This window comes from Streptomyces javensis, from assembly GCF_039525925.1.
Classification (GTDB): Bacteria; Actinomycetota; Actinomycetes; order Streptomycetales; family Streptomycetaceae; genus Streptomyces; species Streptomyces asiaticus.
This window is the reverse complement of sequence record NZ_BAAAIF010000007.1, coordinates 82,123-98,610: the sequence shown is the minus strand read 5'-3', so window position 1 is coordinate 98,610 and position 16,488 is coordinate 82,123. Positions and strand designations below refer to the sequence as shown.

The 16,488-nt window shown below is 71.7% G+C and carries 14 protein-coding genes; 7 read left to right on the top strand and 7 right to left on the bottom strand.

Annotation, left to right across the window (positions count from 1 at the left end):
* The first annotated feature begins 1 nt into the window (after position 1).
* A complete protein-coding gene (locus ABD329_RS09480; RefSeq protein WP_198276739.1) occupies positions 2-1,621 on the top strand; it encodes a GMC oxidoreductase in 1,620 nt (539 codons plus the stop codon).
* A 43-nt stretch (positions 1,622-1,664) separates the two neighbouring features.
* On the opposite strand, the gene ABD329_RS09475 is transcribed toward ABD329_RS09480, so the two are convergent.
* The 4 genes from ABD329_RS09475 to ABD329_RS09460 form a co-directional block, all read right to left on the bottom strand.
* Complete coding sequence (locus tag ABD329_RS09475; RefSeq protein ID WP_198276738.1) at positions 1,665-3,497, bottom strand: glycoside hydrolase family 15 protein; 1,833 nt, start codon at positions 3,495-3,497, stop codon at positions 1,665-1,667.
* 210 nt (positions 3,498-3,707) lie between these two features.
* Positions 3,708-4,640 carry an ATP-grasp ribosomal peptide maturase gene (gene tgmB, locus ABD329_RS09470; protein WP_198276737.1) on the bottom strand — a complete coding sequence of 311 codons (933 nt, stop codon included), beginning with the start codon at positions 4,638-4,640 and terminating at the stop codon, positions 3,708-3,710.
* A gap of 15 nt (positions 4,641-4,655) precedes the next feature.
* Positions 4,656-4,847, bottom strand: coding sequence for a putative ATP-grasp-modified RiPP (gene tgmA / locus ABD329_RS09465; RefSeq protein ID WP_020874241.1), 192 nt, complete (start codon positions 4,845-4,847; stop codon positions 4,656-4,658).
* 241 nt (positions 4,848-5,088) lie between these two features.
* Positions 5,089-5,880 carry a class I SAM-dependent methyltransferase gene (locus ABD329_RS09460; protein ID WP_198276736.1) on the bottom strand — a complete coding sequence of 264 codons (792 nt, stop codon included), beginning with the start codon at positions 5,878-5,880 and terminating at the stop codon, positions 5,089-5,091.
* Between the two features lie 262 nt (positions 5,881-6,142).
* On the opposite strand from ABD329_RS09460, the gene ABD329_RS09455 reads away from it, so the two are divergent.
* Positions 6,143-7,468 (top strand): sensor histidine kinase, encoded by a 1,326-nt coding sequence (locus ABD329_RS09455; RefSeq protein WP_425574308.1) that lies wholly within the window; start codon positions 6,143-6,145, stop codon positions 7,466-7,468.
* Positions 7,465-8,142: a response regulator gene (locus ABD329_RS09450; RefSeq protein ID WP_198281657.1), complete on the top strand. Its 678-nt coding sequence runs from the start codon at positions 7,465-7,467 to the stop codon at positions 8,140-8,142. Before ABD329_RS09455 ends, ABD329_RS09450 begins: the two co-directional genes overlap by 4 nt.
* A gap of 19 nt (positions 8,143-8,161) precedes the next feature.
* On the opposite strand, the gene ABD329_RS09445 is transcribed toward ABD329_RS09450, so the two are convergent.
* Entirely contained in the window at positions 8,162-9,223 is a 1,062-nt protein-coding gene (locus ABD329_RS09445; RefSeq protein WP_198281658.1) for a mechanosensitive ion channel family protein, read from the bottom strand.
* Between the two features lie 292 nt (positions 9,224-9,515).
* Here ABD329_RS09445 and ABD329_RS09440 point away from each other — a divergent pair, with 292 nt between their 5' ends.
* Positions 9,516-10,724, top strand: coding sequence for an MFS transporter (locus ABD329_RS09440; RefSeq protein WP_198281659.1), 1,209 nt, complete (start codon positions 9,516-9,518; stop codon positions 10,722-10,724).
* 54 nt (positions 10,725-10,778) lie between these two features.
* Here ABD329_RS09440 and ABD329_RS09435 read toward each other — a convergent pair whose 3' ends face one another.
* A complete protein-coding gene (locus tag ABD329_RS09435) occupies positions 10,779-11,690 on the bottom strand; it encodes an endonuclease/exonuclease/phosphatase family protein (protein WP_344316221.1) in 912 nt (303 codons plus the stop codon).
* A gap of 241 nt (positions 11,691-11,931) precedes the next feature.
* On the opposite strand from ABD329_RS09435, the gene ABD329_RS09430 reads away from it, so the two are divergent.
* A complete protein-coding gene (locus ABD329_RS09430; RefSeq protein ID WP_198281000.1) occupies positions 11,932-12,939 on the top strand; it encodes a sulfotransferase family protein in 1,008 nt (335 codons plus the stop codon).
* Positions 12,940-13,196: 257 nt separating this feature from the next.
* Here the strand turns inward: ABD329_RS09430 and ABD329_RS09425 are convergent, their stop codons facing one another.
* Entirely contained in the window at positions 13,197-14,123 is a 927-nt protein-coding gene (locus ABD329_RS09425) for a LysR family transcriptional regulator (protein ID WP_198280999.1), read from the bottom strand.
* A gap of 296 nt (positions 14,124-14,419) precedes the next feature.
* On the opposite strand from ABD329_RS09425, the gene ABD329_RS09420 reads away from it, so the two are divergent.
* Both ABD329_RS09420 and ABD329_RS09415 read left to right on the top strand, forming a co-directional pair.
* The gene (locus tag ABD329_RS09420) at positions 14,420-15,439 is read left to right on the top strand and encodes an aminotransferase class I/II-fold pyridoxal phosphate-dependent enzyme (protein ID WP_246619024.1); all 1,020 of its coding nucleotides are present in this window, start codon (positions 14,420-14,422) and stop codon (positions 15,437-15,439) included.
* Complete coding sequence (locus ABD329_RS09415; protein WP_198280997.1) at positions 15,436-16,485, top strand: polyprenyl synthetase family protein; 1,050 nt, start codon at positions 15,436-15,438, stop codon at positions 16,483-16,485. The genes ABD329_RS09420 and ABD329_RS09415 overlap by 4 nt, the downstream gene beginning before the upstream one ends.
* Positions 16,486-16,488 lie beyond the last annotated feature (3 nt).

Below are 16,488 nucleotides of genomic sequence, written 5' to 3'. Positions count from 1 at the left end.
CATGACAGCGAACCTGACGCGTCGTCACATCCTTGGTCTGGCCGCCCTACAGAGCGCGGCGGCCCTCGGTCTCACCCGTATCGGCCTCACCCCGGCGGCCGCCGCCGAGAGCGCCGACCACTTCCCCGCCGTCGTCATCGGGTCCGGCTACGGCGGGGCCGTGGCCGCGCTCCGGCTCGGCGAGGCGGGCATCAGAACGCTCGTCCTGGAGATGGGGCGGTTATGGGACGCCCCGGGCCCCGACGGCCGGGTCTACTGTTCGATGACCGCCCCCGACCAGCGCTCCATGTGGTTCAAGAGAAGAACCGAGGCACCCCTGTCCACGTTCCTGTGGCTGGACGTCATCAACAAGGACATCACCCCCTACCCCGGCGTCCTGGACCGCGTCAGCTACCCGGGCATGTCCGTCTACGTGGGCCGCGGGGTCGGCGGCGGCTCGCTGGTCAACGGCGGCATCGCGGTCACCCCGCCGCGCTCGTACTTCCAGCAGATGCTGCCGCAGGTGGCCGCGGACCCGATGTACGACACCTACTTCCCGCTGGCCAACCGCATGCTCGGCGCCGCCACGGTGCCCTCGGCGTGGTTCGAGTCCACGGAGTGGTACACCTACGCCCGGGTCGCCCGCGCCCAGGCCGCCAAGGCGGGCCTGAAGACCGTCTTCGTGCCCAACGTCTACGACTTCGACTACATGCGGCGCGAGGCGGACGGAACGGCGACCAAGTCCGCGCTCGCCCAAGAGGTCATCTACGGCAACAACTTCGGCAAGCGCAGCCTCGACAAGACCTATATCGCCGCCGCGCTCGGCACCGGCCAGGTCACCCTTCAGACGCTGAGCCGCGTCCGCGCCCTGCGCCGGGCACCGGACGGCACCTATGTCCTCACCGTGGACCGCGTCGACACCACCGGCGCCGTCGTCGCCACCGACGAGATCACCTGCCGCTCGCTCTTCCTCGGCGCGGGCAGCCTCGGCACCACCGAACTCCTGCTGCGCGCCCGGGAGACCGGCGCACTCCCCGAGCTGAGCGCGGAGGTCGGCCGCGGCTGGGGCGGCAACGGCAATGTCATGCTCGGCCGCGCCAACCACGTGTGGAACCCGACCGGCGCCCATCAGTCCACCATCCCGGTGATGGCGATCGACGACTGGTCCAACGCCACCAATCCGGTCTTCGCCGAGATCGCTCCGCTGCCGGCCGGCCTCGAGACCTGGGTCAGCCTCTACCTCGCCATCACCCGGAACCCCGAGCGCGCCACCTTCACCTACGACGCGGCGAAGGACACCGCCGTACTCAACTGGACCCGCGCCCAGAGCGCGCCCTCCGTGGCCGCGGCCAAGGCGCTCTTCGACCGCGTCAACTCCGCCAATGTCACGATCTACCGCTATGACCTCTTCGGCGACACCCGGGCCTTCGCCGACGACTTCTGCTACCACCCGCTGGGCGGCTGCGTCCTGGGCCGGGCCACCGACGCGTACGGCCGGGTGACCGGCTACGACGGGCTCTATGTGACCGACGGATCCCTCATCCCGGGGTCCATCGGCGTCAATCCGTTCGTCACCATCACCGCCCTGGCCGAGCGCACCATGGCCCGGGTCCTGGCCGAGGACCCCGTCGGTCGCCGGTGACTGCGCCGGTGGCCGGTGACCCCGCCGTGGCGTGCCCGCGACGTCAGCCCAGGGCCCGGTCGAGGTTGAACGCGGCGCTGATGAGCGCGAGATGGGTGAACGCCTGCGGGAAGTTGCCGATCTGCTCACCGGTGCGGCCGATCTCCTCGGCGTACAGCCCGACATGGTTGGCGTAGGTGAGCATCTTCTCGAAGGCCAGCCGCGCCTCGTCCACCCGGCCGGCCCGGGACAGCGCCTCGACGTACCAGAACGAGCAGATCGAGAAGGTGCCCTCCTCACCACGCAGCCCATCCGGACTCACCGTGGGGTCGTAGCGGTACACCAGCGAATCGGCCACCAGTTCCTCGCCCAGCGCGTCCAGGGTGGACAGCCACTTGGGGTCGGTGGGGGAGATGAACTTCGACAGCGGCATCATCAGCAGCGAAGCGTCGAGCACCTCCTCGCCCTCGCGCTGTACGAAGGCGCGCCGCCGCGGCGACCAGCCGCAGCGCATGATCCGGCGGTAGATGTCATCGCGCGCCGTCGACCAGCGGGACATGTCCGCCGGCAGGCCGCGGTGGCGGGCGATGCGCATCGCCCGCTCGATCGCGACCCAGCACATCAGCTGCGAGTACAGGAAGCGCTGCGGACCGGCGCGGGTCTCCCAGACGCTCATATCGGGCCGGTCCCAGTTGTCGCACACCCAGCCGACCAGCGTGCACACGGCGTCCCAGTGGTCGCTGGAGAGCGGCTGCCCCCACTTGTCGTAGAGGTAGAGGGAGTCCACCAGCGCCCCGTAGATGTCCAGCTGGAGCTGGTGGACCGCCGCGTTGCCGACCCGGACCGGGGACGAGCCCAGATGGCCCTCCAGATGGGGGAGCATCTGCTCGGGGATCTCGCTGCGGCCGTCGATGCCGTACATGATCTGCAACGGGCCGCCGGGGCCGTCCCCCAGGGCGATGCCCTCGGACAGGAAGCGTACGAACGCCTCGGCCTCCTGGGTGAAGCCCAGCCTCAGGAGTGCGTAGATGCAGAACGCGGCATCGCGGACCCAGACGTATCGGTAGTCCCAGTTGCGCTCGCCGCCGATCTGCTCGGGGAGGCTGGTCGTCGGGGCCGCCACGATGGCGCCGGTCGGCGCGTAGGTGAGCAGCTTGAGGGTGAGCGCCGAGCGGTGCACCATCTCCCGCCACCGCCCGCGGTAACGGGACTGCGCGAGCCAGCGGCGCCAGTAGCGCACGGTGGCGTCGAACAGCTCCTCCGCCTCCGCCTGCGGGCAGTGCCGCGGCTGCACCGTACCGCCGATCCGGTCCAGCGCGAACACCGCGGCCTCGCCCTCGACCAGCTTGAACGTGGACACCGCGTCGGGCCCGTCGACCTCCACGGTGACGCCGGAGGTCAGCGCCAGGGACAGCTCCGGGGACTCGAAGATCGTGAGCCCCTTCTCGGTGCGCACCGTGTGCGACCGCCGGCCGTAGTCGAACCGGGGCGCCACCCGCGCGGTGAAGGGCAGCGATCCGCGGACGCACAGCACCCGGCGGATCAGCCGGTGCCGGTCGGCCTCGCGCGAGTCGTCCACGATCGGCATGAAGTCCTGGACCTCGGCGACCCCGTCGTCCGCGAAGAAGCGCGTGATGAGGATGTTGGTGTCCGGGAAGTAGAACTGCTTCGTCCGGGCGGGCACCTCGGGGGCGAGCCGGAAGGAACCGCCGCGGTCGGCGTCGAGGATCGACGCGAACACACTGGGGGCGTCAAACCGGACCGGACAGTACCAGTCGATCGTGCCGTGCGTGTCCACGAGCGCGGCGGTGCGCAGATCGCCGATCAGACCGTGCTCGGCGATCGGCACATAGCGGGACGCGTCCGTCGGGTGGCGGACGCTGTCGGCGGCGGTCATCGGAACCTCCCGCGCGGGCCGGAACCCTTGGGCGGCGCGGACTCTCACTTCACCATACGACCGACGGACCGGTCCGGCGCAGCGCCCGCCCCACCGGGGCGCCCCCCCCGGCGCCCGCGCCGCACCGCGGGGGCCACGGACGCTGCCTCCGCGTCACCCGTCGTCACCGTGTGTGGTCGCGGGGCTGGGCATCCGGCCGGGCCCCGGCCCTCAGTGCGGGCCGGGGGCCGCCAGCCAGGACGCGACCGCCGCCGCGATGGGCTGACCGGTCTCGAGCTCGACAAAGCCGAATTGCCCGCCCTGGTTGCACTCCAGGAACCACCACACGCCCTCGGCGTCCTCGGCGAAGTCGAAGGCCCCGTAGGCAAGACCGGTGAGCGTCATGTACTCATGCACGGAGCGCACGATTCTGGTGGGCACGTCCACCGGTTCCCAGCGGTGTCCATGACAGCCATAGCGTCCATCCACCTGGCCGGAGGCGGCGGTCTTGCGCGCGGCGAATAACTGGCTGCCGACGCAGATCAGCCGGATGTCCGCCGCTTTGGGAATGTAGCGCTGAAGAAGGGTCGCCCCGGCCGCGACATCGGAGAAATCCGTGTCCGGTCCGATACGGGTGGTAGGCAGCGCGACCGGCGGATCGACGGACGGTGGACCGGAGGCGGATTTCACCACGATGTCCGAGTACTGGACGGCGAAATCGCGTGCCGCGCGCGGATAGGTGGTGACAAGAGTCGAGGGCACGGCGAAACCGCTGTGCTGGGCGACCCGCAACTGGAAGGGTTTGTGGCGGGCCGGTTCGGCGGCCGCGGGATGGTTCATCCAGCGTGCCGTTGTCGCGTAGAGCATCCCGTACAGGGCCTGTCCGCACTCGGCGGTCAGCCACTCCGAGGGATTCGCCGCGTGCGCCGCGGGCCGCCCCGGCCTGCGCACCCAGATGGACCGCACACCGCGGATGCTGACGAGGCGTCCCTCGGTCGACAGAAATCCCGTGAAGTCTCCACGGTCGAATTCGACCGACAGGGCGGCCTGATCCGGAAGGTCGGCCGGATCGAAACGCACCAGAGGGACGCCTTGTTCGCGCAGCTCCGCCACCACCAAGTCGGCAGTGACATCCTGGCGACAGGTCAGGATGAGTACCGTCATCGACGTGTGTGCAGGTCAGTCGTCGAAGTGCGTCTTGGAACCGGCTGTGGACGTGGTCGTGCCGGTCGCCAGCAGCACCGCCCGGTCGGCGATGGCCGGACGGCCGTCGGAGAGGACATTCAACTGAAGGGCGGCGTTATAGGCGTAGGGAACACTGGCCGACGACCGCTCGGCTGGGATTGCGTGCTTCAGTACGAAGGGCTGCATGAGTGACCTCTTGGTGCTCCATGTATTCGTCTATCCACCACGCAACAGTACGTACTAAAAGTCTACGGCACTCACTAGCGACGATTTTGTCCTGTCTAGGTCGATATGAAGTGTGTCACAGGCTTCGAAGGCAACATATGCCTCAGGAATTGCGTCTTCGAATAGTCGGCCTGTCACGTGGGGAGCACCGGATCCGCCTCGGTGTTCCGAGGCGGACCACCGGGCCTGACCGCCCGTCGGGTCAGGACGTCCGCCCGCCCTCGCGGTGGGTGACGCGGATCTTCGACTGGCCGTGCGGCAGCTCCTCCCAGTCCGCCATGAACCGCGCCGCCAGACCGTGCTTCTCCGCCAGCGCGATGAGCGTCTCGGTGCGGTAGTAGAAGTCCTCCCGCAGCACCTGGTGTTCCACACCCTCGGTGCGGTCGAAGGTGAAGTCGAACCAGCCGCCCGGCGCCATGACGCGTCCGACATGGGCCAGGCACTCCTCTATGACCGGCAGCGGCGAGTGCGAGAACACGCTGTGCGCGTGCACCACGTCGAAGTGGGCGTCGGGCAGGAACCGCAGCGTCAGATCGCGCACCGGGGTGAGGGTGGGCAGACGGTCCTGGAGGCCCTGGCGCACCAGCGTGTCCTGCGCGGCCGCCAGGATGTCGGGCGAGATGTCGACCCCGTAGTAGTGGCCCGGCTCCAGATGGCTGATGAACCGCCAGCCCGCCCGCAGATTGCCACAGCCGATCTCCAGCATCCGGTGCTCCGGGCGCAGCCCGTGGCCGAGGAGATAGTCGAACTGCATCGCGCCCAGCGCCAGCCACCGCTCATGGCTGCGGCTGCCGACCGCCGCCTCCGGACTGGTACGGGTGTCCGACCGCATCACCGCACGGTAGTACGCGACGTGGTCCGGGTAGCGGTAGCGCAGCCAGGCGTCCCGGGTGGCACGGACCAGATGGCGCGGTACGCGCTGCGGATGGCGCAGTGCGTAGGAGACCCGGTGGCCGAGGGCGGAGCGGTTGACACTGAGGTTCTTGGCGGGCATGGGGACTCTCTCGTGCTGGTGGCGGGGACGCGGCGGGCCGGCGGCCCATGCGTTCCCGCGTCGTCGTGGTCGGTACCAGCCTCGGCGCCGTGGCGGCGGCGGGGATCGGCGGAGCGGCCCCGGTCAGGAGGCGGTCCGGGTGATCGCCGTATCAACCGATCGGATGATGCGGCGTCCGGTCCGGCGCGTTAGGACTGACCGAGGGAGTGAACCGAGGAGCAGGGGAGGGGCCGGGGTGCGGTCGGCGGTCAGTGGGGCCGGGGTGCGGTCGGCGGTCAGTACGGTCGGACGGTCCGGGTGGGCCCGGTGGCCGGGGGCGTGGTCGGCGTGGTCCGGGCGGTCCGGGTCCGACGGGCCGGACGATCCGGACGAGCGGTGGCTGACGGCGGTCCTGCACATCGCGTTCTTCCTGCTGCTGGGGTCCTCGCTGGTCCGCTATCTGATCCGGGACACCGGCAGCGCGCCCAACGGCTGGGTGGTCGCCCTCTTCGTGGCCTTCGGCGCGCTCTACCTGCCCGGCCGGTGGCCGGCGCCCGCGCCGAGCCCCGGCGGCCGGCCCGCCGGCCGCTATCTGGTCTGGCTCACCGCGGTACTGGCCGCATGGGTCGCGCTGCTGGTCCTCGCGCCGAGCGCCGCCTGGTGTGCCATGCCGCTGTTCTTCACCGGTCTGCACACCCTGCCCACCCGGTACGCGGTGCCCCTGGCCGCCGTGCTCACCGCGCTGGTCGTGGCGTCCAAACTGCGGTTCATGCACGACGGCTTCGACCCCAACGCACTGATCGCGCCGCCCGCCATCGCCGCCGTGGCCGCCGCCGTCCTCATCCATCTGCGGCGCCAGTCGGCGCGGCAGCGGGTGCTGATCGACGACCTGGTCCGCACCCGCCGCGACCTGGCCGCGACCGAGCGGCGGGCGGGGATCCTGGCCGAGCGCCAGCGGCTGTCGTCGGAGATCCATGACACCCTCGCCCAGGGCCTGTCCAGCCAGCGGATGCTGCTTCAGGCCGCCGACCGCACCTGGGAGACGGACCCGGAGGCGGCCCGGGGACATATGCGGAACGCGGCGGAGATCGCGTCCCGCAGCCTCGCCGAGGCCCGCCGGTTCGTCCAGGACCTGGCCCCGGCCGATCTCGCCGAGCGCTCCCTGGCCCAGGCGCTCGGCGCGCTCGCCGAGCGGGAGAGCGGTGCCGGACCGGCGGTGGACTTCCGGCTCGACGGGCCACTCGGCCCGCTGCCCGAGCGGGTGGAGGCGGCGCTGCTGCGCATCGCCCAGGGCGCGCTGGCCAATGTGCGGGAGCACGCCGGGGCGAGCCGGGCCGCGCTCACCCTGACCTGCCTGGGCGACCAGATCTGTCTGGACATCGCCGATGACGGCCGTGGCTTCGACACCCACACCGACGCCGCCCCGGCAGCGAACGCGGACCGGTCGCGCGGCCACGGACTCCCGGCCATGCGGGCCCGCGTACGGCAGCTGGGCGGCACGCTCACCGTCGAGTCCGCACCGGGCGAGGGGACCGTCGTCTCGGCCGCGATCCCCGTCGAACCCCTTCCCGCCCCCGTCCCCGACCGTCCCGTGGAGACCACGCCATGAGCCAGACCGTGCCCTCGTCCCCGTCGTCCCCCTCGTCCGCGGCCGCCATCCGGCTGCTGCTCTGCGACGACCACGCCGTGGTGCGGGCCGGGCTGCGGGCGCTGCTGGCCAGCACCGACGGCATCGAGGTGGTCGGTGAGGCGGGCAGCGGCGAGGAGGCCCTCGCCATGGCCACAAGGCTCCGGCCCGATGTGGTGCTGATGGATCTACAGCTCGGGGAGGGGATGGACGGGGTGACCGCCACCCGGCGGCTCGTCTCCGGCGACCCGCCCGCGCCGCGTGTCCTGGTGCTCACCATGTTCGACACCGACGCCGACATCACCCGTGCCATCGAGGCCGGGGCCACCGGCTATCTGCTCAAGGCCGAGCGGCCGGAGGAGCTGTTCGCGGCGATCCGCGACGCCGCCTCCGGCCGTACCGCGCTGTCGGCGCCGGTCGCCGACCGGGTGCTGGCGCGGATGCGCAGCCCGCGCCCCGGGCTGTCCGAGCGGGAGCGCGACATCCTCCGGCAGCTGGCCCGCGGCCTGGGCAACCGGGAGATCGCCCGGGCCCTGTTCATCAGCGAGGCCACGGTCAAGACCCATCTGGGACGGATCTACGGGAAATTGGGGGTCGAGACCCGGGCCGGGGCGGTGGCGGTGGCCACCGAGCGGCGATTGCTGCCTGACGGCTGACCGCTGACGGCTGGGAGCGTCAGATCGCCGGTCGGCCCGGCAGCGGCGCCCGGTCCTGGTCGGGCAGCACGAGCGTCCGCGTGGGCAGCGGGATCTCGATGCCCTCGGCCCGGAACCGGCGGTGCAGTTCCTTCATGAACTCATGCTTGATGAGGTACTGGTCGCTGAACTCCAGGGCCCGCAGAAACACCGAGAAGTCGATGCCGGACTCTCCGAAGGTGTGGAAGCGCACACTCGTCTCGTGGTCGACGACCCCGCCCTCGACCCCGGACATCACCTTCCCGGCGACCTCGATGGTCACCCGCTCGACATGGTCCAGATCGCTTCCGTAGCCGACCCGCGCCTGGACCATGACCGACATCTGCTGCTCGGGCTGGTGAAAGTTGGTCATGATGGTGTTGCCCAGCTTGGCGTTCGGGATGATGACGAGGTTGTCCGACAGCTGCCGCACCGCGGTGTTGCGCCAGTTGATGTCGACCACATACCCCTCCTCCCCGCTGCTGAGCCGGATGTAGTGGCCGGGCTGCACCGTCTTGGAGGCCAGGATGTGCACCCCCGCGAAGAGATTGGCCAGCGTGTCCTGTAGGGCCAGGGCGACCGCCAGACCGCCCACGCCCAGGGCGGTGAGCAGCGGGGCGATCGAGACGCCCAGCGTCTCCAGCAGGATCAGCACACCCATCGCCAGCACGGCGATCCGGGTGATGTTGACGAAGATGCTGGCCGTTCCCGCCACCCCGGAGCGGGACAGCGCCAGTGAGCGCACCAGGTCGGCCACCACCCGCGCCGCCGTGACCGTGGTGACCAGGATCAGCACGGCCACCAGCGTCTGATTGACGTCATGGCCGACCGTGCGGTTCAGCGGCAGCGCGGCGGCCGCGGCGGCGACACCGGCGGCCATCGACGCCCATGGGGCCAGGGTGCGCAGCGTGTCGACGATGATGTCGTCACCGCTCCACCGGGTGGAGCGGGCCCGCTCACCCAGCCAGCGAAGCGCCACGCGCAACAGCACACCACCGGCCGCGCCGCAGACCAGCGCCGCTCCGACGACGATGACGTCGTGCAAGGTGAGAGCCCGGTTCATCGGCCACCGTCCGCTATCCCGGAAAGCGCGTCAGAAGCGGCCGTGCGGTCTGCCGTCGTCGGTGCGGCCTCCGGTCTGGAGTTCTGTGGAATCACCTTGTCACCTGTTCGTGCCTGGGTTCTACGGGCAGTACCGGGCGCACAGGTGTACGGCTCCGGCGTAAGGTGCCATCCTGCCGCATGCGGTGCGGGCCGAATGACGGGATGCGCCGCTACCGCACGTAACCCGCCAGGCAGGGGGCGGCGCGCCAGCGCATTTGACGCACAGGTGTTTTGTGGTGGAATCGGGTCGTATGGATAGCCGCCGCGATGATGTGGACGACGGGGAGAGGGGATGGCCGTTCCTCGCGGCCGCCTGCGCCTTCGTGGTCACGATGTGCGGTACGACGCTGCCCACCCCGCTCTACTCGCTCTACCAGCGGGAGTTCGGCTTCTCCTCGTTCATGGTCACGGTGATCTTCGCCGTGTACGCGGCGGGGGTCATCGTGGCGCTGCTGCTGCTCGGAAGTGTGTCCGACTTCATCGGGCGACGGCCCGTCATGCTGGCCGCGCTGGTGCTGTCGGGGCTGAGCGCGGTGTGCTTCCTCCTCGCCCAGGGGCTGCCGGAGCTGTTCGCGGGCCGCGTCCTGTCGGGCCTTTCCGCGGGGCTGGCCACCGGCACCGCCACCGTGACGGTGATCGAGCTGGCGCCGGAGCGCCGGCGCCGTGCCGCCACCCTCCTCGCGACCGGGGCCAACCTGGGCGGGCTCGGGCTCGGCCCGCTGTTGGCCGGCGTGCTGGCGCAGTACGCCCCGGCGCCGCTGAAGCTGGTGTTCGTGGTGGACCTGGTGCTGGTGGCGGTCAGCGCCGCCGTGGTGTTCGCCCTCCCGGAGACCGTACGGAAGCGGAGCCGTCCGCCGCTGAGGCCGCAGCGGCTGCGGGTGCCCAAGGAGATGCGCTCGACGTTCGCGGCCGCGGCCATGGCGGGGTTCGCGGGCTTCGCCACGCTGGGCCTGTTCACCTCGGTGTCGCCCACGTTCGTGAGCGAGGTGGAGGGGGAGAGCAATCTCGCGGTCGCCGGTGCCGTGGCGTTCTCGGTCTTCGCCGCCTCGATCTCCGGGCAGGCGCTGGGGGAGCGGCTGGGCCCGGGACGTTCGCTGCCCGGGGGATGCGCGGTGCTGGTGGCCGGTATGGCGGCCATCGCCGTCTCGCTCGCGATCGCGTCACTGGAGCTGCTGGTGCTGGGCGCCGTCATCGCGGGGACGGGGCAGGGGCTGTCGTTCCACGCGGCCGTACGGGTGGTGACGGAGCGCAGCCCGGCCGACCACCGCGCCGAGGTCACCTCCGCCCTGTTCGTGCTGATGTATCTGGCGCTCTCGATTCCGGTGATCGGCGTGGGCGCGCTGACGGTAGCGGTCGGGCTGCGGTCCGCCGGGCTGATCTTCACGGGCTGTGTGGCCCTGCTGGCCTTGGCCACCCTGCTGCGGCTGCGGGCGCTCTCCGCGGAGGCGCCCGGCCGCTGAGGGTCGGCCGCCGAGGGTCGGTCACCGAGGCCCGGCCACTGAAGGTGCCCCGCGCTACAGCTCCAGGACCGTCCGCACCGGCAGATGGTCGCTGGGGAACTGGCCGTCCCGCGAGTATGTGTCGATGACGGCGTGGCGGGTGCGCACACCGGGTGAGGTCAGGATCCAGTCGATCCGGTCGCCGTCCGGGACCAGTGGGCCAAAGCCGTGGAACGTCCCGTACAGCGGGCCGCGCCGCTCGGCGGCGTCCCAGGCGTCCACCAGCGTGCCGCCGCCCAGCATGGCGTCGTAGACCGGGTTGCCGTGGGCCGCCACATTGAAGTCACCGGTCACGACGCGGGGGAGCGCGGAGTCCAGACCGCCGAGCCGCTCGGTGATGAGCGCGGCGGAGTGCTCACGGGCGTTCTGGCTGCGGTGGTCCAGATGGGTGTTGAGGGCGTAGAACTCCCCGCCGGTGTGCCGGTCGTGGAAGCGCACCCAGGTGACCATCCGGACCACGGCCCCGCCCCAGGTGTTGGAGCCGATGACATTCGGGGTGTCGGACAGCCAGAAGTGGTCGTACTCCAGGGGTTCGAGCCGCTCGGTGTCGTAGAAGACGGCCATGAACTCGTCGCGGCTGCCGCCCATCCGCCCGGTGCCGATCCACGAGTAGCGCTGTCCGAGGTCGTGGGCGATGTCGCGCAGCTGGCCGTACAGCCCCTCCTGAGTGCCGAGCAGATGGGGCCGGGCCCGGCGCAGCAGTTCCCGCATGACGGGTCGGCGCTGCCCCCAGGAGTTGGGCTCGGCGTCGCTCGCGTAGCGCAGATTGAACGTCATGACGGCCAGCCGGGGACCGTCGGCGGGGGCGAGCGGGGTGACGGGGGCCGCCGCGGCCACGTTACGCGGCTGGGAGGCGAGCGGAAGCGCGACGGTCGCCGCGGCCGCGGCGCGCATACCGTGACGGCGGCTGAACACAGGTGCGGGCATGGCTCCTCCAAGGTCTTGAAGGTGCGGTGACGGCCTCAAGTGTCGGACTCCGCGGTGTGGGGGGTGTGTCCTGCGGTGGCCGTCCGGTGGAACGTACGGTCACACCGAGCCGACCTCAAGAGCGCCCGCGGAGACCACCGGTGACGAGGGACCCCACGAGTGACGGAAGTGACCGCGGGTGCGCGGGGGTGACGATGGGTAGGGAGGCCGGTAGTCGTCGGAGACGGAAGGGGCACCCGGGGTGACCGTACGGCCGCTGACCTTCGTCGTGGGAACCGGACGCTGCGGCTCGACCGCACTGTCGCGCATCCTGCGGCTGCATCCGGATCTGCTGAGCGTGAGCGAGCTGATCGCCTCGCTGGAGCCGGACGCCCTTCCCGGGGCGCCGCTGACCGGGGCGGAGTTCTGGCGGATCCTCGCCACTCCGCGGTCGTTCGCCAACCGGGTCATCCGTGACGGCATCCCGCTGCCCGAGTACCGGTATCCGCATGTCAAGGGGCGGTTCTCGGTGGCGGGCGGGGGCATTCCGGCGGTGTGCATGATGACGCTGCCTCATCTCACCGACGATCCCGACGCGCTGTTCGACGCGCTGGAGCCGGAGCTGTCCCGGCGGCCCGCGGCGCCGGTGGCCGAACACTACCGGGCGCTGTTCGACCTGCTGGGGGAGCGGTTCGGCCGACGGGCCGTCGTGGAGCGGTCCGGCTATTCGCTGCGGTCGGTGCCCCGGCTGCGGGAGGTCTTCCCCGAGGCCCGGTTCGTCCACCTCCACCGGGACGGCGCCGACTGCGCGCTCTCCATGAGCCGCCACCCCGGATTCCGGCTGATCCAGCTGATGACGGAGCGCGCCACGAGCACCGACGACCTTCCGTCCGGTCTCGCGGCGCTGCTCAGCGACGACGAGGCCGATCTGCGGCCGCTGTACGAACGGTCCGTGCCCGTGGCCGAGTTCGGCGAGCTGTGGTCGAGCACGATCGTCGAGGGGCTGGGGCATCTGTCGCGGCTCCCCGCCGCGATCCGGATGTCCCTGTCGTACGAGGGCCTTCTCGACGCGCCCGAGCGCGAGCTCACCCGGCTGGCCCACCACCTCGGGGTGGAACCCCTCCCGGAGTGGCTGGCGGCCGGACGCGCCCTGCTCGACGGCGACCGCCGGGGCACGGCCGCCGCGACCCTGCCGCCCGCCGAACTGACCGCACTCCGCGAGAGCTGCGCCCCCGGCGCCCGCGCCCTGAGCCTGGCCGATGGCGGCTGAGCGGGACCCACGGCCTGACCCACGGCGGGTGAGCGGGGCCCACGGCCTTGTGCGCGGCGGCTGAGCCTGACCCACGGCGCGGAGCCTGGCCCACGGCGCGGAGCCTGGCCCACGGCGCGGAGCCTGGCCCACGGCGCGGAGCCTGGCCCACGGCGCGGAGCCTGGCCCACGGCGGCGGAGCCTGGCCACAGCGGCGGAGCCTGGCCCACGGCGGCGGAGAGAGCCCCGGCGCCGGATGCGATGGACCGGCATCGGCGTCAGGCCGTCGCCGCTTCCACCGCGTCCCCCGACTGTTCGACCGCCACCGCCCGCAGCGCCTCCAGCAGGGCGGCCACCGCGGGCACCCTGGCCGCCTCCGGCCGCAGCAGCGCGCAGACATGGCGCCGGGGCCAGTCGTCCAGCGGGCGCGGCTCGACCCGCGGATCGGGCCGGGGGAGCAGCCCGAGGCCGTCCATCAGGGCGATGCCCACCCCGTCGCCCACCAGGCCGAGGGTCGTCGCCTGGTCATCGGTCGTGGTCACCACCCGGGGCTCGAACCCCGCCTCCGCGCAGCGCCGCAGCAGCCGCTCGCGGTCCCGCTCCAGGATCCACCGCTCCCGCGCCAGATCGGCGAGGCGGACGCTGCGCCGCCCGGCGAGCGCATGGCCCCGCGGCAGCAGCACATGGCGGCGGTCGACCAGCAGCGGAACCCGGCGCAGCGGGGTCTCCGCGGGCTCCGCCGCCTCTCCCGGCTCGTCGTCGGCGACGATCGCCAGATCCGTCTCGCCCGTGTCCAGCAGCCGGTACGCGTCCTGGGAGGCGGTCTGGCCCAGGTCGACCTCCACCTCGATACGGGAGGCGCCCAGCCGGGCCAGCGCCGCGGGCAGCACGGCGACACAGACGCTCTGCACGGAGGACATCCGCACCCGGCCACGGGTGCGGGCGGCCAGCGCCTCGAACTCGTTCTCCACGTCCCGCAGCCCGGCCAGCACTCCCCGGGCGCGCTCGGCGAGTCTGTGGCCCGCGGGCGTGAGCCGCACCCCCCGTCCCGCCTTGACCGTCAGCGGCATGCCCACGGCGCGTTCCAGCGCGCGCATGTGATAGCTGATGGCCGGTTGGGTGTAACCGAGATGGTCCGCGGCGGCGCTGTACGAGCCGGAGCGACAGACCTCTGCGAGCACGGTGAGCTGGCGAAGTTCGATCACTACAGGAAGATAAAAATCGTTTATCAATTGCCGAAAGACTTTAATTGGACGCGTGATCGATAGGCCGTCAAAATCATGGTGACGGATTTCGCCCGTACTCGCCCATTGAAGTGACCGATCGGACACGGCCCGACCCGCGCGGCTGACCGTACGGTCACACCCCGCCCACGACGGTTTCCTTCCCACCGATCCGGCCGGACCGGCATGGGGAACCGGGCGCGGTGACATTCCTCCCTCCGCCCGAACCCCCCGCTGGAATGGATGGATGGTGCCCGATGCATGATGGCTGGAATCGCATGACTCCGGTGGTCGCGGAGAACAATCCGTTCCATCAGATGTCGCTCAACGAAACCGTTCACCCTCCGCTTCCGGAAGTGGTGGACGCCGTCCTGCGCACCGCGCGGACCGCCCACCGTACCCTGGATGCCCTCGGCAGCGGGCTCTGTCAGGCCCTCGCCGCGCATCTGGGAGTGGCGCCGGAGCACGTGCTCGCCGGACCGGGGTCCGGCGCGCTGCTCCAGCAGCTCTTCTCCACCCTCACCGGACCGGATACGGACACGGTGCACGCCTGGCCCTCCTGGGAGGCGTACCCCATGATGGCGGCCAACGCCGGTTCCACCACCGTCCGGGTGCCGCTCAGCGGATACGACCACGATCTGAAGGCGATGGCCGACGCCGTCACCGACCGCACCCGCATGGTCCTGCTGTGCACCCCCAACAACCCCACCGGCACCGCGCTGGAGCATGACCAGATCCTTCGCTTCCTGGACCGGCTCCCCGCACACGTCACCGTCGTGATCGACGAGGCGTACCGGGACTTCGCCGACCCCGGCGCCGTCGCCGACGGCATCGCCCTGCACCGCGCCGATGAACGGGTCTGTGTGGTGCGGACGTTCTCCAAGTCGTACGGGCTGCTCAGCCTGCGGGTCGGCTATCTCGTGGCGCATGAGCCGGTGCTCGCCCCGCTCCGCACGATCCTGCCCTTCTACCGGGTGAGCGCCGTGGCGCAGGAGGCCGCCATCGCCGGGCTCGGCGCCCATGAGCGGGTGCTCCGGCAGTGCGCCGAGACCGCCGGGGAGCGCGACCGGCTGCACCGGATCCTGCTCGACCAGGGCTGGGAGGCGCCCGCGAGCCAGGGCAACTTCCTGTGGCTGCCCATGACGTCCGGTGTGGAGCGCTTCACCCAGTTCTGCGCGGATCACGGCGTGGTGGTGTGCGGCAAACCGGGCGAGGGGATACGGGTGACCGTCGCCGAGCCCGAGGCCAACCAGGCGTTCGCGGAGCTCGCCGGGAAGTACCGGGAGGCGTCCCGGTGACCCCGCCCGACGTCGCGGTCACCGACCTGGCCGACCCGCTGGCCGAGGCCGCCCCCACCATGGAGCTCCTGCTGCGCGAGCTCGACCGGCGCTGGCCGCCGGAGGCCGAACGACTCCACCAGATCTCCCGGTACGCCCTGCTCCCGGCCGGGAAGCTGCTGCGGCCGCTGCTGCTCATGGAGTCGGCCGAGGCGGTGGGCGGCGGCGGACCCGCCGTCGTCCCGGCCGCGCTGAGCGTGGAGTACCTCCATGTCGGATCCCTCGTCCACGACGACGTCATCGACGGCGACACCATGCGGCGGGGCCGCCCGTCCGTCGCGGCGCGCTACGGCACCACCGACGCCATCGTCACCGGGGACGCCCTGATGCTGGGCATGTTCGGCGTGCTCACCGAGGGGGCCGAGGACTCCGGACCGCTCACCGACGACGTCGGCGGGCTGCCGCCGGGCCGGGTCCTCGGGGCGGTGCGGGTCTTCGCCCGGGCGGGCGTCGACCTGTGCCGCGGCCAGGCGATGGAGGGCGAACTCCGCGGCGACCTCGGCTGCGGACTCGACCGCTACCTCACCATGAGCGCCCTGAAGACCGGGGCGCTGTTCCGGGCCGCCTGCCGGGGCGGGGCGATCCTGGGCGGCGGATCCCCCGCCCAGCAGCACGCGCTCACCGCCTACGCCGAACATCTGGGGCTGGCCTTCCAGATGCACGACGACCTGCTGCCGTACACCAGCGACAGCCGCACCACCGGCAAGTCCGCGCTCAGTGACATCGCGGCCGCCCGGCCCACCTTCCCCGTGCTGCTCTGCCACGCCATGGCCGGCGCCCCGGCCCGCGCCCGGCTGGAGGCGGCGCTCGGCGGCGCCCTGCCCGCGGCCGACGCGCTGCGGACGGTGCACGAACTGCTGGAGACCACCGGCGCGCTCACCGCCGCGCGGGACCGGGCCACGGCCCAGGCCGACCGGGCCACAACCTGTCTGGAGCAACTGCCCCGCTCCCGGGCCACCGCCGTACTCGCGGCGGTGGCCGATCTGTCGGTCAGCCGGGACCGGTGACGC